General features: G+C 42.4%; 16 protein-coding genes. 8 read left to right on the top strand and 8 right to left on the bottom strand.

Going from position 1 to position 23865, the window contains the following annotated elements:
* The first annotated feature begins 2 nt into the window (after positions 1 to 2).
* The gene (locus HS960_RS19540) at positions 3 to 2837 is read left to right on the top strand and encodes an MSCRAMM family protein (RefSeq protein WP_182330438.1); all 2835 of its coding nucleotides are present in this window, start codon (positions 3 to 5) and stop codon (positions 2835 to 2837) included.
* On the opposite strand, the gene HS960_RS19535 is transcribed toward HS960_RS19540, so the two are convergent.
* The 3 genes from HS960_RS19535 to HS960_RS19525 are packed head-to-tail and all read right to left on the bottom strand — an operon-like array spanning position 2834 to position 5582.
* Positions 2834 to 4261 carry a hypothetical protein gene (locus HS960_RS19535; protein WP_182330437.1) on the bottom strand — a complete coding sequence of 476 codons (1428 nt, stop codon included), beginning with the start codon at positions 4259 to 4261 and terminating at the stop codon, positions 2834 to 2836. The two genes, HS960_RS19540 and HS960_RS19535, sit on opposite strands and share 4 nt — an antisense overlap.
* Positions 4236 to 5039, bottom strand: a complete 804-nt coding sequence (locus tag HS960_RS19530; RefSeq protein WP_159730361.1) for a fimbrial biogenesis chaperone — start codon at positions 5037 to 5039, stop codon at positions 4236 to 4238. The genes HS960_RS19535 and HS960_RS19530 overlap by 26 nt, the downstream gene beginning before the upstream one ends.
* Before the next feature lie 21 nt (positions 5040 to 5060).
* Positions 5061 to 5582 (bottom strand): hypothetical protein, encoded by a 522-nt coding sequence (locus tag HS960_RS19525; protein ID WP_159730363.1) that lies wholly within the window; start codon positions 5580 to 5582, stop codon positions 5061 to 5063.
* A 215-nt stretch (positions 5583 to 5797) separates the two neighbouring features.
* Here HS960_RS19525 and HS960_RS19520 point away from each other — a divergent pair, with 215 nt between their 5' ends.
* Positions 5798 to 6835 (top strand): acyltransferase family protein, encoded by a 1038-nt coding sequence (locus tag HS960_RS19520; protein WP_182330436.1) that lies wholly within the window; start codon positions 5798 to 5800, stop codon positions 6833 to 6835.
* Between the two features lie 86 nt (positions 6836 to 6921).
* Here HS960_RS19520 and HS960_RS19515 read toward each other — a convergent pair whose 3' ends face one another.
* Together HS960_RS19515 and HS960_RS19510 are read right to left on the bottom strand one after the other, a co-directional pair.
* The gene (locus HS960_RS19515; protein WP_159730367.1) at positions 6922 to 8271 is read right to left on the bottom strand and encodes an amidohydrolase; all 1350 of its coding nucleotides are present in this window, start codon (positions 8269 to 8271) and stop codon (positions 6922 to 6924) included.
* A 126-nt stretch (positions 8272 to 8397) separates the two neighbouring features.
* Entirely contained in the window at positions 8398 to 9294 is an 897-nt protein-coding gene (locus HS960_RS19510; RefSeq protein ID WP_159730369.1) for a helix-turn-helix domain-containing protein, read from the bottom strand.
* A gap of 416 nt (positions 9295 to 9710) precedes the next feature.
* On the opposite strand from HS960_RS19510, the gene HS960_RS19505 reads away from it, so the two are divergent.
* The 4 genes from HS960_RS19505 to HS960_RS19490 all read left to right on the top strand — a co-directional run bounded on the left by HS960_RS19505 (position 9711) and on the right by HS960_RS19490 (position 15394).
* Positions 9711 to 12767, top strand: a complete 3057-nt coding sequence (locus HS960_RS19505; RefSeq protein ID WP_182330435.1) for a beta-L-arabinofuranosidase domain-containing protein — start codon at positions 9711 to 9713, stop codon at positions 12765 to 12767.
* Positions 12768 to 12904: 137 nt separating this feature from the next.
* Entirely contained in the window at positions 12905 to 13582 is a 678-nt protein-coding gene (locus tag HS960_RS19500) for a response regulator transcription factor (RefSeq protein WP_153848028.1), read from the top strand.
* Complete coding sequence (locus tag HS960_RS19495; protein ID WP_182330434.1) at positions 13579 to 14862, top strand: sensor histidine kinase; 1284 nt, start codon at positions 13579 to 13581, stop codon at positions 14860 to 14862. The genes HS960_RS19500 and HS960_RS19495 overlap by 4 nt, the downstream gene beginning before the upstream one ends.
* A gap of 82 nt (positions 14863 to 14944) precedes the next feature.
* A complete protein-coding gene (locus HS960_RS19490; protein ID WP_182330433.1) occupies positions 14945 to 15394 on the top strand; it encodes a PepSY-like domain-containing protein in 450 nt (149 codons plus the stop codon).
* A 104-nt stretch (positions 15395 to 15498) separates the two neighbouring features.
* Here HS960_RS19490 and HS960_RS19485 read toward each other — a convergent pair whose 3' ends face one another.
* The 3 genes from HS960_RS19485 to HS960_RS19475 form a co-directional block, all read right to left on the bottom strand.
* Positions 15499 to 16518, bottom strand: a complete 1020-nt coding sequence (locus HS960_RS19485; RefSeq protein WP_182330432.1) for a DUF4625 domain-containing protein — start codon at positions 16516 to 16518, stop codon at positions 15499 to 15501.
* A gap of 44 nt (positions 16519 to 16562) precedes the next feature.
* Complete coding sequence (locus HS960_RS19480; RefSeq protein ID WP_075990700.1) at positions 16563 to 17039, bottom strand: DUF4625 domain-containing protein; 477 nt, start codon at positions 17037 to 17039, stop codon at positions 16563 to 16565.
* A gap of 111 nt (positions 17040 to 17150) precedes the next feature.
* A complete protein-coding gene (locus HS960_RS19475) occupies positions 17151 to 19319 on the bottom strand; it encodes a TonB-dependent receptor (protein WP_182330431.1) in 2169 nt (722 codons plus the stop codon).
* A 244-nt stretch (positions 19320 to 19563) separates the two neighbouring features.
* Here HS960_RS19475 and HS960_RS19470 point away from each other — a divergent pair, with 244 nt between their 5' ends.
* Positions 19564 to 22041, top strand: coding sequence for a tetratricopeptide repeat protein (locus HS960_RS19470; protein WP_153848034.1), 2478 nt, complete (start codon positions 19564 to 19566; stop codon positions 22039 to 22041).
* A gap of 7 nt (positions 22042 to 22048) precedes the next feature.
* Positions 22049 to 23836: an HSP90 family protein gene (locus HS960_RS19465; protein WP_159730381.1), complete on the top strand. Its 1788-nt coding sequence runs from the start codon at positions 22049 to 22051 to the stop codon at positions 23834 to 23836.
* Positions 23837 to 23865: the final 29 nt, after the last annotated feature.

The following is a 23865-nucleotide window of genomic DNA, read 5'->3' as shown; positions in this document are numbered from 1 at the left end:
CTATGCCAATAAGAAGCCTTTTAGTGTTTGTGTTTCTTTTCTGCTACTCTGCTCTTTTCTTATCCATAGCGAAAAGTCAGCAACAATACGATATTGCCTTCCATTTCGAGTACGATTCCATCCTAATCTCTTCGTCCCAAACATTCTCCAACAAATTAACCATTGTGAACTACACCGATAGAACAGTTGAACTCACTGCTCGGTCCAATGATACGAAGGCTTTACAAGGTCTGATCAAATTGCCACCATTAATACAGCTTAAGGCACATGAAACGAAAATGTTTCCCCTGAAATACATGACTGATCGACGGACAATCTCGAATGCAATACAAAAATTTAGTGTCGGACTGAATTCGGAAGACACCACTCTAATTATTCAGCCACCTCAGGTTTTCTATACAAAACTGGATGTTCAAGCGGCTTTACTGATTCAATCTGAGCTGTCCGAGTATTTTATTGATCAGTCAACTGGACAAACTCAGTTTTTGGTGCGTGCACTTAATACGGGATTGATACCACTTACATTTCAACTGCAATTTGGCAACCTTCCTTCCGAACTGGAAATCAACGGCGAAACATTGCCAATAACATTGGCTGCGGGCGGACAATCGCTATTGACATTTACAGCTCGTATGCGCACAAAAAAAATAGCTACTGATGTAGAACTGACTATGATAGCTGTCGAGGCGGGTGGTAAACAACTGGCATCGAGCCGGGTTCGCATCATGACAGTAGGGAGCGTAAAACGGTTCGGTTCGGCCATGAACTTGCAGAATCAGCCTTATAATAATATGATCGCCCTACGTTATCTCAATATGGGGCAGGATATATCCGTGTATCAACTGCAGGGATATGGAAATCTTGCGCTGAGTAAAGAGAGCTCGTTGAGCTATCGCATGAATGTTGATTATTTTCGAAGTCAACGTGCTCTTAATATGTATGATAGTTATCTCAATTATCAAACGGAAAAATGGGGGCTGAAAGCGGGTAATATTTACGAAAATCTTGATCAATATGTTAATGGTCGCGGACTTAGAGCAAACTATAAATTTGATAAATCGCGTTCGATCAATGTATACGCTGTCCAAAACAATTATTTTCTTTGGAATCAGATGAGTAGTTTTTCGCCTGGGGGGGGCGTTTTGGGGCTAAAGTATGCGTTTACATCCGAGAAAAACCAAGAAAGTAGCCTTGCTTATTTGCACAGCAAAGACAATTATCGAAATGTCCGAAGCCATCTGCTTAGCGGAAAGGGATACAAAGACTGGACGGAAAAACAAAATCTTACTTGGGAAGCAGGGACAAGTGTAGAACAATTGGACGCAGGAGGGCATAAATTCGGTTTGGCCGCAGGTGTGAATTATAATGGAATCTTTAATGAAGTGCAGGTATCAAGTATCAATTATTATAGTTCTCCTTATTATGTTGGGCTCAGAAGGGGACTCCTGCAGTCGGATTCACGTGTTGTCATTCCGCTGGAGGAAGCCAAGAACATATCGATCAGGATGAGTTTTATGGATAACCAACCCAAGTATCAAGTTGGGGATAGGAACTACCTTTTTAACAACAGCAATCGTATTGAAATTTATGAACTGGGATATCGTACTGCATTAGGGAGGTTAAATGTTGATTTGAGGCCTTATTGGATGAAGCAGCGTGCAGATTATCACAGCTGGTTGGGCTTGGGAAATGCTGCTGTAGCTTGGAAGTCCAGTTCCTTAAGAACTGTTGCAGACCTTAATTTTTTTACGCAAAGCCATCGTTTCTCGCTCCAAACAGACTATGGTTATACTTACAAAAATACAGCTGAAAAGCCCATTGCACCCTTTCATTCATTACGTGTATCGGGTAACTACGACAATGCACTTTTCGGCTTTAATGCATTTGTTCAGATCAACCCCTATTATTTGAGTGATCTTTTGGCTACCTATGCCAATTCTAATTATAGGGTGTATTCACTGGGACCTAACACACACTTCGAGGCATTCGGTCATAATTTACAGGTACAGCTTGCGACCATGTACAGTTATTATAGCTTTTCGAGAAGCAATAATTTGTCCATCAATGGGAATGCACGTTGGCGAATGAAGGACAACTGGAGTCTCACTGCAGATATTTTTTATACGTTTATCAAAGGAAAATTACTGTTTATAACAGATCCAATAAATCCGCCGCAACCGCAACCTCTGGACCGCTATTCGTTTAACAATAGACAGATTCGAATAGGGATAGAAAAGAATTTTGGACATAGGGGACATTATAAAGGCTATCGCTTGCAGCTGACCTGTTTTGACGATAAAAATAACAATGGAATTAGAGATAGCGAGGAACCTTCTGTCGAATCGGTATTGATTCGAATCGGAAAAGACGCCGCCATAACAGACGAAAAGGGACGAGTCAAATTTGTTGACATGGAAGCTGGCTCTTTTTCCATTCAAGCAGAAAATAATCAAGGTTGGATTTCCCAGGGGCCATCGACGATTGTGCTTACAAAAAATCAGTCAATGGATATCCCGCTGATAAAAACGAAATCCGCAAAAGGTAAAATGCACTTAATTACTAATAAATACCTGGAGTCTAAGCCTGATTTGAGTGGGATCAGAATTACCGCGAATGATAGACAAGGCAAGAAATATAATACATTAACCAACGAAGCAGGAGAATATGTTTTCTATTTGCCTATAGGTTTTTATAAGTTGACGGTTGAGACGGAAGGAATGCCTTTTGTTATTGAAAATTCAAATTGCGAAGCAGAAGTGAAAGCTGAAGGACTGACTGAGCTGCCCTCCCTTCGATACAGCGATCAAAGGCGTAAAGTCGGTGTTAAAAGATTTTAAGGAGCTACAAAGCTATAGATGATATTCGCGGTATAAGTGCCGGCTGGTTTGCCAAAAAGATTACTAGTCTGGGATGCTGGAATGCTGTATTGCATGTCAAGTGTTCGATCAATGACAGGGTCTGCATTTTGAATGAGTTGTTGGGCTGTTGTGGAGAGGGTGACTGTATTTACTCCAGTCTGACCAGTCATTGGACCGATACGCAAAACACTTAATGGAATACTGTTGACGCCGGAGGTAAAACTAGAAGAAGTGGCGCGTACATACAAGTTGTAGGGCGTGGTCTTACTCAGTTTTATATGGGTGGGCATATTCGTACTAACTCCGTTAACATAATTACTGGTTGTCGTAAAAGGAAGATTAACAGACTGCTGATTTGCGATGATTTCTCCCAAGTCGCTGACAGCAATTGTCAAATTTCCGCTAGCCTGCGCCTGTACCGGTGTTGTAGGATAGGTGGCCGAGGACGACTTGTTCCAGGTGTAGGTGAGGGGAACGGTATAGGTTCCGGCTTGTATAAAGTTGCTTTTTAGGAATGCGGTGCTAATGGCGTACGTATGTGTGATCGAACTGCTGTTGTTGGCAGGAACGGCTATTCCGGCAGCGCTTGTAAGTGTTTGGTCACTGGTCGACAAAATGGCCGAGGTTGCTGTCGCGACACCACTGAGTGAAGCACTCACTGTGGAGACAGGTGAAACAGGCGAAGCGTTGTTGGCAAAGGTTGTACTAAAACTAAATTGAGCGCTGCTTGATCGGATACTTGGGACGTAAGGTACGGTGCTTGATACTGGTATTACCTGACTGGCGCTGATCCCATTGACAGAACGGTAAAAACTAAGATCGTTTACAGCTATATTGGTTGTTCCTATACTGCTTGGTGGACTGATAAATCCGGGGATGGTGATGGATAGCGTGAAGCTTGCTGGAGAGATAGACCCCGCCAATAATCCTTGCGTGTAAAAGCTGACATCATCTGTAAATACCCCAGAAGTCCAAGTCTGGCTCGCAGTAGCAATACGTGCATTGGCGGTTACCGCGCCCGAAGCGACGCTAGCTACAGCCGCATAGAGTACACCGCCACTAGTTGATAGGGCGACTTCATTATTTGTGCCCAACCCAAGTAATACAAGACTGCCAATACTCGAAAGTTTCATGTGCACTAAACTGGCCGGAAAGCTTCCACTTGTCGTGCTGGTAAAATTTGCTGCAGTGGATTTTACGGAAAAAGAAGGAAGTAAGGTGATGACACTGTTATAGGTCCCCGCATTAATAGTCGTATTATAGTCGGTTCTAGCCTGTATGTTCGCTTGAGGTAAGGTGATGGAAGTCGTCGTCTGTGCATAAGTACGATGCCCATAGAAGCTAAATAAGCCTAGGAAGTAAACCGCAAAATTCCGCTTAATATGTAATTTCTTTCTCTGCAATTTTCAAATCATATTGGCTGCCCGCGTCTAATATTGCAACGGCAAGATAGCGGCCGGCAGCAAGTTTCTCTGGAAGGTCTATTTGTACCCACTGTCCCGAATTAGGGAGCATCGCGATAGCGACGGCTTTAATAGGGATTTCCTCTCCCGTTTCTGTATTGGTTAGCTCAAAACGTACATATGCATCCTTGTTAATTTGTCCGGTGTTTTTAACGTGTACATCCATGCGGCGCACAGACTTACCCGTCTGAGTCGGAATCAAATGTCTATCCTCAAAAGCAAGGAATTCCAGATCTCCAGGATTTAATCCGGAAGGGGTATGGTAAACCTGAATACCTACTTCAATAAGCACGTTCATATTGAGGCCATTTTGCAGTGCGGCCTTTTGTTCTTTCACTTGTGTAAAAAAAAGCATGGTGTTGCTTAGCTGCTGCGGAGCTGGGTTTTTGGGGATCGTCATGGAAAGATTGACCGATTTGGTCTCCCCCGGAGCCAGGCGCACAGTATTTTCTGATAGCGTAAGCCAGGCCGCATTTGATTGCTCTTTTTGACCCGGAGAATAATATTTTTTTACCCCAATAGAATCGCGGTCCCAATCTTTCAAGTTGGCGACAAAATTGAGCTCAGCGTTCGAGGTGTTGCTAAAAGTAATCACCTGAGAAACTGTCTGTCCCGGTTCGCCAGTAAAAAAAATGCGGGAGGGAGAAATTGAAATACCCTGTCCATAGGTCAGGGTATTACAGATATAAAGGACTAATAATGTTAAATAATATCTCACAAGCGAAAATTATTTTTCTAATTAGAGTTGCGTCGCTGTATAAGTGACCGTAGTACTGTAAGCAGATGCCCCAAGATTCAACAGGGATGCAGGATTGGCTATGGTATAATCCACTGTGTAGCTTGCTCCTGTAGAAGCTGTTGAATTAGTAACCAATGATGCAGCAGTAGTGCTAAGTGGTACGTTCGCCACTGGGGTACCTCCATTGGCACTCGCTGCCGGAACTGTAACTGTTACAACATTTAGGGCAGGACCTCCGGCAGGTGTAAATGCTCCCGTGGCGACAACGGTAAGGTTATACGGCTTATTGCTAACGACGGTAAAGTGGCCTGCTTTTTCAACAGTTTTCGATGCGGTATAGTCGGCCGCAGTGGTGTATGCAAAATTGACTGTTGGGCTTGCGCCTAATGTGATTGAAATAGCATCTGTCAAGTTGATATTTACAGTAACAGGTTGGGAGGTCGCTGTCACTTGGGCTTTGGCTTGATGTCCAAAACATATGGCTGCAAGTGCAATGAGGGGTATAAATAGGTTCTTTTTCATAATTTCCTCTATTTTATGGGATTAAACTCTAGTAAAGTTACTCAGCAACCGCGCTAAATGCAATGTAAACAAGTCACATAATGATGTTATAAAGTTGAGTGAGAGCAGGCGCTTTTTGCCGGTGTCTTTTAATAATAGCTGTTATATGGCATCTGTTATATAGCGAGTATATTGCTCCTTAAAATTTTCCGGAAACAGCGTATATTTGCTCTCAAATGTCCGAGTCCAAAAGAATCTATCAAATCGATCTGTTTCGCTTTATCGCAGCATCCGCCGTTGTATTATATCATTATTTATATCGGGGGTATGCAGCCGGGAATATGTCGCTATTGGGTTTCGATGGAGTCGGAGAATATTTTAAATACGGCTATCTAGGGGTAGACTTATTTTTTATCATTAGTGGTTTTGTGATCGCTTTTTCCATTAAACATCTTTCGCTACGTAAGTTCTGCTATTCCCGTTTCAAGCGTTTATATCCAATGTATTGGATTTGTTTGCTGTTGACTTTTATCGTTTCTTATTTTTGGGGCGCACCACGTTATCATGTCACATTTACCCAACTATTGGCCAATCTGACCATGGTGCAAAAACTATGGGGACAGGGGGATGTCGATGGCGCTTATTGGTCACTTTATGTGGAGTTGAAATTTTACCTGATCATCGCTTTATTTCTAATTCTAAATCGATTTAAAAAAATAAGCTTGGATTACTTGGTTTATTTTTGGCTGCTATTGTCCAGCTTACGCTTTTTTGTTGGGCCTTCGGAAATTTATGATGGGCTCCACGAGTTTTTTTTACTCGACTGGAGTGCGTATTTTATTGCGGGAATTATATTCTGTCAGATTTTTCTGCATGGACCAAAAGTCCAGCATTTTGTCGCTTTACCTTGGTGCTTGTATATTTCCATCGATGGCGCTATAGGTCGGATCCATTGGTTGGAACGTACTTTTCACAGTGATTTTTCCCCTTATATTATTGGGGCTTCCATTGTTGTGTTTTACCTGCTTATGTTACTGGTTTCCTGTAAAAAGCTGCAGGCGATCAATTCGTCCAAATTTGTTAAAATTGGCATGTTGACTTACCCGCTGTATTTAATCCACCAACACATAGGCTTTATTATTTTTAATCACCTTTACCTGCATGTCAATAAGTACTTGCTCCTTTCAGCTGTTATAGTGCTTATGCTCGCACTTGCCTATTTCCTGAGCGATCGGATTGAACCATGGATTATGAGGCGTTTTAAATATAAATAAAAGGTCCGAAGGTATTATACCCCGAACCTTTCTGGTTTTCATAGGAGATGTTTTCTGCCTGCGTCGTTTATTGGCTTGTCTTACGGCTAGAAAACAAGATTTCCTTGATAGATAAGTGATTTTACGGGCGATATTCTTGAAATAGCTTCCGCTGAGCAACTTGCGTCAAGGAATGCAATATCTGCACTGTCTCCGACTTTTGGCCATTGCATATTGCCTTTGTCATCCAATGGAGTAGGGCCTGCAGTAGCAAGTTTCAGCATACGGGATAGTGCATATTCTGTAGCCTGGCCGTATACCTGAGCTGCAAGATTAGCTTTTTGTAGCACGCTGCCTGTTCCGAAAGTATTCCAATGATCTACAATACTGTCATTCCCCGTCATGACTTTAACATTATTTTCCATGAGCATCGGAATAGGCATAATCAACCCTCCAAATGGGATCGTAGAAACGATACCGATTTGTGCGGCACCCAGTTTCTCGGCCATTTCTTGTTGTTTGGCTTTTTCCAGTCGACCAAGCACAAAACAATGGCTGAGGTAGGTCTTGCCTTTGAGAACAGGGTTCTCGTTTACCTTATTAATTAAGTATTCTACAGTTTTCAAACCCGATTCTCCAGACTCGTGTAAGTGAATGTCAATTCCTTTGTTGTTGTCCAATGCCAGTTGAACCGTAAAATCCATTGTTTTTTCAATAGCGCCATCGATGGAAAAAGGATCGACCCCACCGATAAAATCAATATTGGTTTTAGCCGCTTCCTTGAGATAAGGTACCGAATCGGTATAGAAGACACCGTGTTGTGGAAAAGCAACCAATTCAGCTCCAAATCCATTTTTCTTGTTTTCAAGTGCCAGTTGCAGATGATGTAAAGAGTCTAGTTTGGATGTCGGTTCAATATTGACATGACTACGTGCAAAGGCAGTTCCCTTGGATTGTAACAGTTCAATTAGTTTTTCTGCTTTATGGGTAGAGTTTTTGAGCAGTTCGGGCAAAATTTTCTGTTCAAGAGCAATCATACCCTTTACACCTCCGGGGCCACGTCTTACTGCCTGCCATTTGTCGCCATAATAGGTCTTATCCAAATGGATATGCATATCTTTAAAAGAAGGCAGCATCAAAAGTCCTTTTGCATCGATCGCATCAACACTGTTGCTGTTGGTACTTATATTTTTGATTTTGCCGTTTGCTATCTGAATGGAAAAAAGACCGGTCTTTGTTGCGGTTACATTGCCATCACCATCGTACTCAAATCCGGTTTCCAACAACACGTTTTTCAACGTGTAACTTTTTTTGCCTTGGTAGCCGCTCAAAAGTGCTTGATGAACCGCATTATGTTGATTTTCTGCAAATAGCATTCCTGGGATAAATGTTGCACCCGCAAGAGCCAGAGCAGAGTTTCTGATAAATTCCTTGCGTGTAAGGGCCGTTGATTTCATTTGATTTCCTATTATGTTATTTTGTGACCGGAATAAAAAGTCTACCAGTCTTTTACAAAGTTACATAGCTGGTACCCTATTATTGCTGGGAGATTTCTGCCATTCTTTGTGTGATTTATCTTTTTTTCAAGTTGCTTTCAAGGGACTTGGAGTTTCCCCCACATGAATGTTTTCTCTAAAGTCACTTGGACTTGCCCCAGTTTGCTGTTTAAAAAAGTTCGAAAAATAAGCTTGATCTGCAAAGCCCAATTCAAAGGCAATTTCTTTGATGGACCGCTCGGTGCTTTGCAAAAGACGTTTGGCTTCAATGCTGACCCGTTGGTGAATAAGTTGTGTAGCGGATATTTTCAGATGTTTTTTACACAGTATATTCAGATAATTGGGTGAAATATGAAGCTTTTCGGCATAAAAGGCGACGAGCTTTTGCTCCCTAAAAAATTCATCAATGAGCATATTGAACTTGGCAAGTCGTGGAACAGATTGATAGACTTTGAATTCGGTGAAGGAAGACTCCGCCTCTCGACTTACAATCGCTGCGATGACTCCCGCTCGGGCAGTTATCAATGGAATAAGTGAATTTTCTCTTTTTAACTCCTGCTTGACAGATTCAAATTCATAATGCAATTGTGCAAAAGCATCCGCGGTAAGATCAATGACAGGATGGTTTTGGTAATTGGTGAATGAAAAGCGGAAAAAAGGAGCAAAGTGCTCAAAAAAAGATCGTTCAATCATGAGTTGATAGCCTATTGTACCCGCATAGACATGCCATTTGTGCATTTGCCCCGGAAAGAGCACATGAACCTGATGGTCTTTTATGATATGGTCAATCGAATCGATGGTATGGACGCCTGATGCTTTATCGAACAGATTTATGATAAAAAAATCATGTTTATGCGGTTTGTCGATGAGCCGTTCGCCATGCAGTTCATTAAATAGGAGTTCGTCGCGCCCTGCAGTCTGTTCCTTGCGGAAACCATCCAGACTGATCACTGGTGCCCAAATTTTTGAATTTCGTTTATCCATAGTAGATCATATCGAATCTAAAATACAAATTACCGAGGAGTAATCGATCATAGCGAGCTGAGTTTGCGCATGTTTGTATCTTCGTAATATATTGGCGTTTTTTACCGCTCCTACGGGGGGGAGGGGTTGTGGCCCCATGGACGGCAGTCGACGCGATACACCTTAGTTAAAATCTGGAGAATATCGGCTAAAATAAACCTATGTATAATGATGTAGAGTCATTAATTTTATAAATGTCAAATAGACAGCAATGCGGAAAATGTTCTTCGACTTTGGAAGCTTATTAATAGGCATTGCTTTTCTTTTTGATTGTCATCTTTTGAAGACAATCAAGGAAAAAGGATACGTTAATAGCTTTTACCTGGCTAGAAGGTGATCTTTAAACAATAAATCATTAGCGAATAAAAGATAGCGATATGAAAAGATATACGATATATTTTGCGGCAATTCTTACGATTTTTATCAAAACGACCGCTGTAGCTGTGGCACAGGGTGGGGATCAGATCCTGGATGGTATTGGAGAGACAGGCATGGTGGCCCGTTACGTCTTTGATGGGGATTTTAAGGATTGGTCGCGCAATGGACTACATGGTAAATTCCAAGGGACAAAAGCGTCATTTGTGTCAGATAAGCAATTTACAAAGGTGCTTTCTCTCGCTGGAGGAAAGGACGATTTTGTCGTACTTCCAGCGCAAGTACTCGCTGATCTCGAGTCGATCAGCATTACAGGCTGGATGTACTTACGTGCAGCGCAATCTGGCCAGTATTTATTCGATTTTGGACAAGATATCACCAGGCATTTTGCTGGAACACCAACAGGTACAGCGCTACAAAATGGCTATATGGGGATAATCGCGCAAAAGAAGGCAGAAGTAAAAAATGCGGTCTCTTCGGCAGTGCCTTTAAACAAATGGGTGCACTTGGCCATTGTGGTTGATATTGCTACGGGGACCATGCAAACGTATTTAGATGGTATGCCTACCGGAGAAGTTAAAGGTATCCCACAGGAGTTGACCGAGGTTTTTGGACAGACAGGTAGTAAGAGGACACTATACATTGGAAAATCCCTGTTGGATGGAAATGTAAGTTTAAATGCACTGTTGCATGATTTTCGCATTTATCGTGTGCCACTGAATCGAAACCAGATCGGCATGGTGTACAGAAATGCGCTGAAAGGTGTGCGTGAAGATGTTACTTCTAAAGGTAAGGCTGAGGATGACTTACCGCGATTTCCAATGAACAAAGCAGAGCTTTATAATGCCTTTTTAACCGGAGTTGCAGATGTCACGGTAGAAACAGAGGTAGGCGAGCTGCCACGATTGCCGAGTTATGTCGTCGGTACATATAAAGACGGTATGGTGGGACCAAAAGTGCGTGTGTTGTGGCCTGCACCAACCGACAATAGTGCCGTCGCGCAGCAAACAGCTTACACCGTCACGGGGCGTGTTCCCGGGACTGATCTGAAACCCAAAGCCATCATTACAGTCAAAGGGAAGGTAAAGTCCAAGATGCCTAGCTTAAAATTGGACGCATTTCACTTGGATCAGGTTTCCCTTAATACGGATGTAAAGGAGCATCAAACGAAGTTTATTGAAAATCGCAATAAATTCATTGATACATTGGCAAAATCGGATCCCAATTCATTCCTCTATATGTTTCGTCACGCCTTTGGGCAAACACAACCGATCGGTGCGCAGCCCTTGGAGGTATGGGACAGCCAGGATATCAAGCTGCGCGGTCATGCTACAGGACATTACCTGACGGCAATTGCACAAGCTTATGCGAGTACAGGCTATGATAAGGTACTCCAGTCAAAATTTTTGGGGAAGATGGATACCATGGTCAACGTGCTTTATTCCTTGTCAAAGTTGTCGGGTACGCCGAGACAAGCGGGACAGGCTTCTATTGCGGATCCTGCTGCGGTACCTTATGGCCCCGGTAAATCAGCTTATGATTCTGACCTGAGTGACGAAGGAATCCGTACAGATTATTGGAACTGGGGACTTGGTTTTATCAGTGCCTATCCCCCGGATCAGTTTATTATGCTTGAACATGGCGCAAAATATGGAGGGCAGAAGAACCAGATTTGGGCACCTTATTATACCCTGCATAAAATTCTGGCCGGTCTGATGGACGTTTATGAGGTAAGTGGGAATAAAAAAGCATTGGAGATCGCAGAGGGAATGGGCAATTGGGTGTATACACGTTTAAATAAAGTCCCGACAGAAACATTAATCAAGATGTGGAATACGTATATCGCGGGTGAATTTGGGGGAATGAATGAAGTGATGGCAAGGTTATATCGTATAACGGGTGAGGAGAACTATTTAAAAACCGCCCGCTTATTTGACAATATTGATATGTTCTACGGCAATGCCGCGCACACACATGGACTGGCCAAAAATGTAGATACTTTTAGGGGCTTACATGCCAATCAGCATATTCCTCAAATTGTGGGTAGCATGGAGCTATACCGGGTGTCCAATGAGCCCCAATATTATAAAATCGCGGACAACTTTTGGTATAAGGCCACCAACGATTATATGTATAGTATCGGTGGTGTGGCTGGGGCCAGAAATCCGGCCAATGCCGAATGTTTTATTAGCCAGCCGGCGACATTATATGAAAATGGATTTTCTGCAGGCGGGCAGAACGAAACCTGTGCAACCTATAACATGCTGAAATTGACAAGTGACTTGTTTATGTTCGATCAGCGCGCAGAGTTGATGGATTATTATGAACGTGGATTATACAATCATATCTTAGCTTCTGTTGCAGAAAATAGTCCAGCAAACACGTATCATGTGCCTTTACGCGCAGGATCGATTAAGCAGTTTGGAAATGCCAATATGAAAGGCTTTACCTGCTGTAATGGTACGGCTATTGAGAGCAGTACTAAATTGCAGAATACAATCTATTTTAAAAGCAAAGATGACCAGTCGCTGTATGTCAACCTGTATATTCCTTCTACCTTACATTGGACGGAACGCGGAATCAGCGTCGAGCAACAAACCAGTTTTCCGAAAGCGGATCAAACAGCGCTGACCATACGGGGGAATGGCAAATTTGAACTTCATTTGCGGGTGCCAAGCTGGGCAACAAAGGGATTTTTTGTTGCAATAAATGGAGTCGATCAAAAAATTAAAGCTGAGCCGGGTACTTACCTGACCTTAAACCGTACCTGGAAAGATGGGGATGTGATCAACCTCAAAATGCCATTTCAGTTTCATCTGGACCCGGTTATGGATCAGCCCAATATTGCAAGTCTATTTTATGGGCCAATCTTATTGGCAGCCCAGGAACCTGCAGCAAGAAAGGACTGGCGTAAAGTAACCTTAGACGCAAAGGATATTGCTAAGTCTATTAAAGGGAATCCCGAAACATTGGAATTTTACATTGATGATGTGCTTTATAAACCTTTTTATGATACTTACGGACGTCATTCGGTTTACCTGGATGTCAGCTTAAAATAGGAGGCTAGCAGTGTATTCCTAAATCTTTCCCAAATTCAAGGTACCTTTGTCATAAACAATTGTGTATGTAAATTGTCATTTAGCATGGACAGATTACTATTGTTTACACAAGTTTTCCTCTAAATAGAATTAAGAAGATGAAAATATTGGTTATTGAAGACGAAGCGGATTTAAGGGAAATTGTGAAGGCATCTTTACTTAAGGAAGAATATACGGTAGAAACTGCCGCTGATTATGGATCAGCCCTTGAGAAAGTCGCTGTTTATGATTACGATTGTATCCTGCTCGACATCATGCTGCCTGGAGGCAATGGTTTGCAGATCCTCGATCAGCTCAAAAATGAGGGTAAGTCCGATAATGTGATCATTATCTCCGCAAAGGATTCTTTGGACGATAAGCTAAAGGGACTCGAACTTGGAGCCGATGACTATTTGACAAAACCCTTTCATATTGCTGAGCTGAATGCACGGATTAAAGCCGTGTTACGAAGGAAACAACGGGAAGGTAAGCATACATTGGAAATGGGAAACATCGTGCTGGATCTCAATGAACGCTGCTTATTTATTGCACAGGAGCCTGTGCCTTTAAATCGGAAGGAGTTCGATATGCTCAACTACTTCTTATTGAACAAAAATAGACTGGTCAGCAAAAGTGCGCTGGCAGAACATGTATGGGGCGATAATACGGACCAGGCGGATAATCTTGATTTCATCTATTCACAGATAAAAAACTTGCGCAAAAAATTCTTGGCTAGTCATGCTGATGTGGATTTTGAAGCGGTATATGGAATCGGTTATAAACTTGTCGAAAAATGAGATTAGCCAACCAAACACTAAAGTACCTTTCTATCTCCGTGTTGGTGGTCATAGCCCTCTGGTCAACAGTGTTCTATCTATTTATGTTGGAGGTGATCCACGATAATATCGACGAAGAACTCGAAAACCAAAAACGGCTCATTATCCAGGAACTTTCTAGCAATCCCACCGTAGCTCCAGATTTAGAGTTTGGGATAAATAACTATAAGGTGCGCCAGATCTCCGAAGAACAAGCTCTTAAGATGCAAAACGTTTATAAGGACACCATGTTGTATATGCAGGACGATGATGATCCCGAACCGGAGCTGGAACCAGTCCGAATGTTGACGACAGCATTTGAACATCAAGGACATTATTATGAACTTTCGATCATCAACTCGATGATCGAAGAAAGCGATCTAATCAAGAATCTCTTTTATTCTGTTGTTATTTTATTTGTTTTGTTGGTCATCAGTATCGTATCCATCAATAAAGTCGTAATAGAACGTTTATGGGGACCATTATATATTTTCTTGGATCAGTTGACACGGTTTCGTTTAGGCAAAACCAAGGAGAAGCCTACTATGGATACGCAGATCCAAGAATTTAAAGATCTACAGCTTGCAGTGGCTACCTTAATTCGCCATAACGAGGAAAGCTATGAACAGCAAAAACAGTTTATTGGCAATGCTTCGCATGAATTACAGACACCGTTGGCCATTATGATCAACAAATTGGAAATCATGGCGGAAACAGAGGGGCTGAACCAGGAACAGTCTGAGACTGTTGCAGCGGTATTAGCAACTGCCGAGCGGCTTGTTCGCCTCAATAAATCCTTGTCGCTGTTGAGTAAAATTGAGAATAAACAATTTCTGCACAATGAGGATCTTTCGTTCAATACGCTTGTGCTGAATATTTTAGCGGAGTTTGAGGCTATTGCTGAATTTAAACAGGTAAAAATCAATGTTGTACAAGAAGATCAGCTGAGTGTACAAATGGATGGTGCTTTGGCAAATATAGTGGTATCAAATCTCCTACGAAATGCTTTGTTCCACAATAGATTGGGCGGCGAGGTGAATATCCATATAACGAACAAAGGGCTGGCCGTGTCCAATACGAGTACACATGCTGCGTTGGATGCTAACCTGGTATTCTCCCGTTTTTATAAATCAGATGCAGCATCCAAAGGTACTGGCTTGGGGCTTGCCATTGTGCAGGCCATCTGTCACCTCTATAGTTTTGCAATCGTCTACCATTATGAAAACAATCAGCATAGCTTTCAGCTCAATATGGTCCCTTAGAAAATATTCCAGGAGCAGGCATGTGTTCCCAAATCTTTACAGATTCGCTTTTTTACTTTGTAGTACACTAAAAAATAGAATCATGAACTGTAAATTAATCTGTAGTGCTTTCGTACTTGCACTGACAACCACAGGAGCTATTGCTCAAGATATACCACAAAGTCAAGTTCCCGCTGTCGTGGTGAATAGTTTCCAGCAGAAATTTCCAAAAGCCAAAAAAGTAGATTGGGAATTGAAGGGGAATGTTTATGAAGCGGAGTTTGAAACGGGCTTATTTGGTATTGACCAGGAAGCTTGGTTTCAGCATAACGGAAAACTTCTGCGCTACAAGACTGAAATCAACAAAAGAGAACTACCGAAGAGTGTGCTGGACCGGGTGAAAAGAGATTTTCCGGGATATCGCATTGAAGACGCAAAAAAGATTACCGCCGAGCAGAAAGTAAGTTATGCGTTTGAAGTGAAAAGTCGAAAAGAGGAGTGGAAGTTGGTACTCGATCCACAGGGAAATGTTCTTACGAAAGTAAGGGACTAAGCAGATATTTCTGTACAAATAAAACCTTCATGATTTTACACGCATTCATAGCGGCGAAATCATGAAGGTTCTTTTGGGCAAGTAAGCTGAGTTTATTGCGCTAACTAATCTTCTCCTTCCTCTGCGTGGATTTCAAAAGATAGCTTTATGAGGTCTTGACCAGCAAACTTAGTGGCGTAATCCGATAGGTTCCAGTCAGTACGGGTAACTTTTGCCTTTGTGCTGGCATCGTTAAACTTGCGAAGTACAAAGAATACATTTTTCTCGCCCTCATTGTCTTTTCCTGCGGTAAAATAAGTGATAATCCCTGTCGTCTCCGTTGCTCCGTTGACTGCAGAGCCATCACCATAGGTCGTTTCTTTCGTTTGAAAGATCGCACCATTTCCTGTACTGCTATTCGGATTTAAAATAAAAGAACCACCCGTAAGGAATGCTTTGTAGTAATCTGCAGTTGCTTTATTGCTGATGTATTGGCTCTGAATTTCTTTTGAAGAAGCATCAAATTGTTTTAATTCAATTTTATAGATACCTGCAGGATTGAGGTGAGCATGTCCTCCAGCCAATGCTGTCCCCTTCTCGTCAAAGCTGATCGTAATTGGTTCTACCTTTTCTTTGTCGGCAAGATCATGGAAATGGTCTCCATGAGCTTCGCCGGCTACTTCCGTAAATACAAGCTTATAAGCAACTTTGGCATCTGAACTTTGTATAGTCAACGGTGATTCAGCTGTAGTCGCATTTCCGGCTTTGTCGGTTACCGTAAAATGAAAATGATATGCCCCGGCGGGAGCATCAGCAGGAACATCGATGTGTTCATGAAATGTTGCATTTTTCACGCCAATGTATTTCCCATCCGTATAGGCTTTTGTAAAGTTATACTGACCGCCACCTTCTTGATGAACCTCAATTTCGATTTTAGCAATCAGTGCTTCGGCAACAATATCGCCTTCAAGATGTAGATCTGATCCCGCCTGGACAGTTTTGTTATTGCCACTGCCGATTTCAAGTGTGCCTATCTGGGGCTTTGCAAGTGCTGGAATTTCTTCGTTATCTTTCTTACAGGACGATAGGAAGCCTAAAAGAATTGTACTTAACAGGAAGAAGAAGCGAATGTTTCTAGTTTTCATGTAAAATGGATTTAATTAAATTGAGTTGATAAATATGTATGGTATTACTCGAGTATACGGATGCTGATTCCCTTCTGGCTGCTCCATCCCGCCAGGTCAGTCACCTGAATCATAAAGTGATAATTACCCGGATCGATATCTGCTGGTACATCGATTTTTAATTCAGCATCATATTGCTGTGGCTGCCCCGGAATATTGACTGTCTTGACCAAGGTGAAGGGCTTGATGGGAGTTTTGATCGCTTCAACCGTGCATTCGCCGATTTCTGTACTATGCGAATGATGGTCAAAATTATGGTGTACGTCGATGCTATAGCTCCCGAGCGCTACATTATCAGATAGCTTACTGTGGAAAGTAAAACTTGTACCTCGTTTAATTGTGCTGCATTGTTTTGGGAAAGCCGTTTCCGAATCGATGGCGATGGTCGGTTTTTCGGTATCAATGCTTTCCTTATCTTTTTTACAGGCAACAGTCATGGCAAGTAACACTGTAATAAGTGTGTATTTTTGAAGTGTTTTCATATATAAATTTTATTCATTCGTGTATGTGTTAAGCGATATTCATAAGCTTGCGATGCTCGTATATTGCTCAACGGTTGTTTATAGGGAGCAAAGGGTTTAGTTTTAATAATCTTATGATCGGGACTGTTTCCCAAAGGGAACTCCAATGGATAGAATAAAATTCCTTCCCTGTTCAGGCAAAGAGATCAGCCGATAAAAGCTGGTATGATCCATATATTTCTTGTCAAAGAGATTTTGAACCTGTAAGCGCAATTGGAGGACAGATCCCGAAAACCGAAGTTGTGTTCCTGCCCGGAAGTTGAAGACTTGATAATCTGCTGTGGACTCTTCTGGTGGAACAACGTGATACTGCGCTGCTGTCCATTTGCAATCGACGGAAAGGTAGGTCTCTTTAAAATGTTTGCTATTTTTTGCTGTCCAGCTGATGTCCATCAAAGCTGAAGGTGCCGGAGAGAAAGGAAGTGTATATCCTTTCTTTGCACCCGATAGTTGTTCCGATCGAACATATTCACCCAATAATTCTACTTTCCATTGTTTCAGAGGCTGGTAGCTGAGTTTCAATTCTGCTCCATAACGGCGAACACGGCTTTCCATATATTCAAAGATTTGATTGCCGGCGCCATAATATTGATCGTAGCTTGACGTGGGATTGAGATAGATATAATTGGAAAAGTAATTAAAGAATGGCGTAAAGGCGACAAAGACTTTTCTGGGACTCCAGGTCAATGATAAATCCAGTTGATAGGACTGTTCGGGAGACAATGATTGATTGCCTCTTTCATAACTGAAGTAGTGATAGTTGACACCATTGGCGCCGAGCTCCTGTGCAATGGGGGCCCTGAAACTTTTTCCTACATTGATTTTTGTTTCTAGATCTCCGAATTGATGTGCCGCTCCTATAGACCAAACCAGGCTATTGAAACGGCGACTGAGCGCCGAAGCCCGGACTATTCTGCCCGACTGATTATCTTCCAGCTGTGATTCGAACCAATCCTGATACGGTGAGGTCTGAATATGGCTGTAATCGTAACGCAATGCCCCATATAGCATGGTTTCGTCCGCGATCTTGTATTGATCGTAAACGAATAGGCCCATTGCTTTTTGGCTAAAAGTGGGGATGAGAAAGCTCCAACCATCAATCCGGTTATCCTGATACTCTCCATTTGCACCAATGGTAAGTCGATGTGTGGCCAACTCAAATTGGTCTTTTACAGTGATACTATAGACCTGTTTGTCATATAACCTTTCCAAATTGATTGGGATAGTCATATCTTTTGGATAAACAGGTGGCATATAACCATGCGCGGTGTAATTGTTATATTCTTGCCGGTAATTTTTCTGATAGCCCAGGTCTATCCAAAGCTTATGCGTATTCAGATCGATAAAGTTGCGGTTAATAAGCTTCAGGTGATTGACCGTCTGGCTTGGGAAACCAATGTCACGACTGGATTTGTCATAAAGTGCTGTATCTACGCCCCTTGGTTCCAAGCCGTGCGCATTGGCAAAGAAGCCAAACTTTGTATGATAATTACTCAGGTAGAAAATCGAAGAAAAACGATCTGATAGATATCCGCCACGTAGTTGAAAATGTGTCTCTCGTCCCGCAGTGTTGCGAACATGCCGATCTTTCAGACGTACCGCATAATTGTAAACATAGACTGTATCTGTGGGGACACGGTAATCGCCATATTCCAGATGTGTGAATCCTCCTCCAAATACCCAATTTCCTTTTCGGCCCTGTGTTTGCAGCGATCCGCCAAAAGTCGCGTTGTTTGACTTTGTCAATAGGTTAAACTGCCCCTTAAAACCTGTCTCCTGTAGTTCCGCTGGCGGTGATAGCCGAATGACACCGCCAATGGCATCTGAGCCATACAGAAATGAGCTGGACCCCTTTAGTACCTCGGCACTCCCCACACTGAATTGATCGATTTCCAATCCATGATCCAGCCCCCATTGCTGGCCTTCATGTTTAATGCCATTTTCTACCGTGGCCACACGATTAAATCCGAGCCCTCTAATCTGCGGTTTAGACTGATTGGCACCTATGCCTATGGCACTGACACCGGGAAGTCTGCTTAATGTCTGCATTAAACTTCCCGCCTGGTATTTTTGTATAGAGTCGGCAGTTAATAGCTGGATCGATAATGCTCCTTCTGCTGCCCGGTGATAACGTCGCCCTCCAACTTTTACTTCTTCAAGCTCGATACTCTTCTCCTGTCCATAACATGGGAAAAATAGCTGTTGTGCTGCGATAAGTGAAAAAATGATATACCTATTCATCTATGTGGATTCGATTCGTAAAGAGTAATCAGTGCAATCAATATGTATTACAATCAATATGTATTACAATTGATATGTATTGCAATTAAGTTGCAACAAATATAAGTAAAAAGATTTTAAAAGCAATATAGTTGCATTATAATAAACAGAATTGACTGTATGATACAGTGGCAAAGTTTTTGTTGCTTTTTGGCGCCTAAAGAGTATAAAAAGCATATTTTACAAGTAGTACATACGATGATATATGAAGTTAAGTGAAGAATATTCTATTAAAGTTGCCGCATTGCAATCGGCTGAACATCAATTGACAGTTGACCTTTCGAAACGAATTACGCCCGATATATGGCTTGATGTCCTGATTTATTTTGAGCACAACTTGGAGCAGTCCAGTGCGGCTGCACTTTATGATGCATTATTTGAAAAAGGAACTGATTTTGCCGTAAACGTATATCTGAACGAAGAGGATTATACCTTTTTTATCGATAAAATACGAACAATATTAGAGCGCTATGCTGCGATCAATCCTCATGCATGGGTGGAGCTTGGCTTACAGCATATTTTATGTCGCCGACATGTGGTAGAGAAAGAAAAGGCTTCCCTTTATTTGAAGAGAGGCATCGATGCTGGGGTTGAATGGGCAAGACCCCTTTATCTATACTACAATTATTTAGGTTTGCTGGCCGATATCGACCGCGATATCGCCAAGGCCGAACTGGATGCACTCGCTTTGGGCGGATATCTTTGGGGAATTGCATATGCTGCCCATATTGATGTCTGGACCGATAAATATGAAGAAGTCTTTGACCGTATTCAGCTGCTCAAGCAATCTCCGGAAAGGAAAATACTGCGCCATTATTATGAGGCGCTCCAATTTTACTATGCGCGTAAAGAGGATAAGAGCAAACGCTTGGAAGCCCTGGAAGAGGGTATCACGATGGCTGAATCTCGTTATTGCAGATTTGTGCTGAATGAAATAAAACGTGCGGAGGCGGCTTCCATAGGTGAACAGGAGCTTCTTGTACCGGAATATCGAGAACTGTTTGAATACGGAATGATGGACGCCGCGGTGCAAATTGCACTTATCAAACTTCAGGCACTGGCCAACAACAATCAGGAAAAACAGGATTTCGAAGAACCGCTGTGGTATCTTCAGAAAGCATACGACTATAATAATAATTATGCGGGTTATCGTCTCGCCTGTCTGTATCTCTATCAGGAGGCTGTGCAGGACATCGAAAAGGGACTATCTTTATTACGTCTGCTCGACGAGAAAGACGGGTATGTGGAAGCTCAGGTTGAACTCGCTGAAATTCTCCTCGAAGGTAGGTTCCTCCCAAGGGATGAAAAATTAGCCTTTCGGCGCTTCAGCGCAATGGCGGAAAAAAACATTGCTTACGCCAAGTTGCGCATGGGTAATATGGTCGAATCTGGCTATGATGGAGTTGCTCCGGATTACAAAACCGCCTTTGCTTACTATCAGGATGCAGCAACAGATAAATTGCCTCAAGCTTTATATCAGGTTGGTAGGTACCTAAAATATGGTATCCATGGAGAGGAACCAGATTTGGCCGCTGCATTGCCTTATTTTGAAGAAGCGGCAGGATATAATAACGCCACTGCGCTAACGGAAATGGGTTTAGCTGCTGAATTAAAGTCCGAACCGGATTATAAATTGGCCTTTGATTATTTCTCGCGTGCGGCAGAGCTTGGTTATCCATATGCGTATTATTTAAAAGGTATTTATTTGGAAAATGATTATCACCAGTCCGGAGCTCCCCAACCGAAAGCAGCTTTTACGGCGTTTGAAATTGGAGCCGATATGCAGGAGTTAAATAGTATATATGAACTGGCGCGCTGCTATCGGGGGGGCATAGGTACGGAGATAAATCTGGACCGGATGATTGCTTTATACCAACAGGCTGCTGAACGAAATCACGTACAGGCTTTGACTGATCTGGGTCTCTGTTATGAATATGGTTATGGATTGAACCAAGATACATTTAAAGCACAGGAAAATATTAAGAAGGCTGCTGATCTGGGGTTCCCTTATGCAACTTATGTATTGGGACGATACTATTTGACCGGATTGGTGCAAAAGGATGCAGCTCATGGTCTTCAGCTTTTGGAAGAGGCCGCGCAAAAAAATGTAGCTGAGGCGCTCTTGCTGCTTGGCGACTACTTTTTCTTCGACTATGATCAGCTGGAAGAATACGACAAAGGCTTTGATTACTACACGCGTGCCGAAAAACTTGGCTATCTGACGGAGGGAATTGGCATGTGTTATGAGTTTGGTATCGGCGTGGAAGCACAGCCAGCGAAAGCTTTTGGATATTATAAACAAGCTGCAGAGCGACGAAATCAGGAGGCGAGCTACCGATTAGCCCGTTGCTATTATTTTGGAGTAGGTACCGAGATCGATAAAGCAGCTGCCTATGGGTATTTTATGGAAGTAGCACAGCAAGGTAATGTGTATGCCTGTTACTTTGTTGCGGTTCAGCTGCTGGAAGGAGATGGCATACCGATGGATCTTCGCGACGGTGTAGAATGGCTTATGAAGGCCGCTGAAGCCGATCATGCTGAAGCACAATATAAACTGGCCAACTGTTATCTTATGGGTGATGGGGTAGAAGAAAATGAAGATCTTGCCCTGGAGTGGTTTGAAAGGGCGGCAGACAATGGACATGAAGAAGCTATTCGATTGACAAAGAAAACGAGAAAGTAAGAAAAACATGCAAGAAGAAAAATCCTATTCCTTTCAGGTCAATCTGAAAGGAATGATCGCACTGCTCTCCGAGCACCTGTATAGCGATCCCAATACATTTATTCGGGAATTGCTTCAAAACGGCGTGGATGCAATTACAGCATTGAAACACTTGGATGAACAGCATCAGGGTAAAATAACGATTGAGCTGCCAAGCATTGAACAACCGAAGTTTCTGTTCAGCGATAATGGGATAGGCCTTAAGGAGACCGATATTCATCAATTTTTGTCGGTTATAGGTGAGAGTTCAAAGAGTAAAGACATTAAGGATGCTCAGGATTTCATTGGTAAGTTTGGTATTGGACTACTTTCTTGTTTTGTGGTCAGCGATGAGATAATTGTGGAAACAAAATCGGCCCTTGAACAACTGCCTCTACGTTGGACCGCGAGAGCTGAAGGGGACTATAAAATCGAGCGGCTTACTGAAGATATTCCTGTCGGAACACGTGTTATCCTAAGCCCTAAAAAACAATTCAACTATATCTTTGAAGCGGATTATCTTGAGAAAAAAATCAAGTTTTATGGAGATGCGCTGCGAGAAAACATTTCGATTGTAGTTGGAGCTACCGAAAAGATTATTCATAAAGAAGAACCCCAATGGCTTGCTTCATCAGTTTCGAAAGCAGAATTGCTGGCTGTTGGAAAAGAACTCTTTCATGTCAACTTTTTAGATGCAATTCCATTTGAAACGACGGCGGGAAAGGCAAAAGGGGTGTTGTATATTTTACCTTTCCGTACGCAGTTTAGCAGTAAGCAGCGTCACCGTATCTACTTGAAGCGCATGTTTCTCGCTGAAGAAGATCAGTCTATTTTGCCAAATTGGGCTTTTTTTGTCCGGATGCTTGTCAACACAGAGGAACTTAGTGCCACCGCCTCACGGGAGTCTTTGATGAAAAATGATCTACTACGGCAGGCGCGAAAAGAAATAGCTGCTGTGCTGAAAACGTACCTGCAACAGGTGAAGAAGATCGATTTCGATATATATATTCGCATTATCCAAACTCACTATCTCCACTTGAAAGCTTTTGCGCTTGAAGATCCGGACTTTCTAGCGATATTTTTGGCAGATATTCCGTTTGAAACCAATCGCGGACAACGAAGCTTTCAAAATATCATTGATCATCAGCAACAGCTCTATTACTGTGCTGATTTTGAAGATTTCAAACAGATTGACCGTATGGCCGATACACAGGGGATGATTCTTGTGAATGCGTCCTACACATTTGATACCGAGTTGCTCCGCAGGATCAAACAAAAATATAGCGATTATAAGATAACAGAGATGTCGCCCAATCAGCTCCTGGAAACGTTTCAGCCGATTCATGAAGATGAGCACAATCACTATGTTTCTTTTCAGAAAGAAGTGCAGCGCATTTTAGACGATTATAGCTGCGTCCTTGAAATTAGACGGTTTAAACCGATTGATACGCCGGCTATTTTTACAAAAATGGAGCAAAATAATGTAGAAAATACGATTAGCCAATTAAAGGAAAATGCAAATCCTTTTGCGCAAGTACTTAAGACATCGAGGCCGAATAAGATCCAGAATACGTTATGTTTAAATGCTGACAATGCGCTGATCAAAACGCTAATGGATATAAAAGATGTCTACATGCTTCGTTCAGTTATGGAAGTGCTTTACGTGCAAGCGCTAATTTTAGGTAAGTATCCTGTCCAGGAGCGGGAAATGAAGGTCATGAATGAGGCCCTAAAAAGCCTCATCGTCATGGGGCTGGATAATTTTGTGAATCTTTAAAGCGGTTGAGTATACTCCACCGCGTACGG

The sequence above is a fragment of the Sphingobacterium paramultivorum genome, assembly GCF_014109745.1.
In the GTDB taxonomy this organism is placed as follows: Bacteria; Bacteroidota; Bacteroidia; order Sphingobacteriales; family Sphingobacteriaceae; genus Sphingobacterium; species Sphingobacterium paramultivorum.
Note: the sequence above shows the minus strand (reverse complement) of the source record. Positions and strands in the feature narration are given on the sequence as shown.

Bases quoted from the DNA above. Each gene is read 5' to 3' on its own strand.
- HS960_RS19540 (WP_182330438.1), top strand. From the start codon at position 3: ATGCCAATAAGAAGCCTTTTAGTGTTTGTGTTTCTTTTCTGCTACTCT.
- HS960_RS19500 (WP_153848028.1), top strand. From the start codon at position 12,905: ATGAAAATATTGGTTATTGAAGACGAAGCGGATTTAAGGGAAATTGTG.
- HS960_RS19475 (WP_182330431.1), bottom strand. From the start codon at position 19,319: ATGAATAGGTATATCATTTTTTCACTTATCGCAGCACAACAGCTATTT.
- HS960_RS19520 (WP_182330436.1), top strand. From the start codon at position 5,798: ATGTCCGAGTCCAAAAGAATCTATCAAATCGATCTGTTTCGCTTTATC.
- HS960_RS19515 (WP_159730367.1), bottom strand. From the start codon at position 8,271: ATGAAATCAACGGCCCTTACACGCAAGGAATTTATCAGAAACTCTGCT.
- HS960_RS19495 (WP_182330434.1), top strand. From the start codon at position 13,579: ATGAGATTAGCCAACCAAACACTAAAGTACCTTTCTATCTCCGTGTTG.
- HS960_RS19480 (WP_075990700.1), bottom strand. From the start codon at position 17,039: ATGAAAACACTTCAAAAATACACACTTATTACAGTGTTACTTGCCATG.
- HS960_RS19490 (WP_182330433.1), top strand. From the start codon at position 14,945: ATGAACTGTAAATTAATCTGTAGTGCTTTCGTACTTGCACTGACAACC.
- HS960_RS19510 (WP_159730369.1), bottom strand. From the start codon at position 9,294: ATGGATAAACGAAATTCAAAAATTTGGGCACCAGTGATCAGTCTGGAT.
- HS960_RS19505 (WP_182330435.1), top strand. From the start codon at position 9,711: ATGAAAAGATATACGATATATTTTGCGGCAATTCTTACGATTTTTATC.
- HS960_RS19470 (WP_153848034.1), top strand. From the start codon at position 19,564: ATGAAGTTAAGTGAAGAATATTCTATTAAAGTTGCCGCATTGCAATCG.
- HS960_RS19465 (WP_159730381.1), top strand. From the start codon at position 22,049: ATGCAAGAAGAAAAATCCTATTCCTTTCAGGTCAATCTGAAAGGAATG.
- HS960_RS19525 (WP_159730363.1), bottom strand. From the start codon at position 5,582: ATGAAAAAGAACCTATTTATACCCCTCATTGCACTTGCAGCCATATGT.
- HS960_RS19485 (WP_182330432.1), bottom strand. From the start codon at position 16,518: ATGAAAACTAGAAACATTCGCTTCTTCTTCCTGTTAAGTACAATTCTT.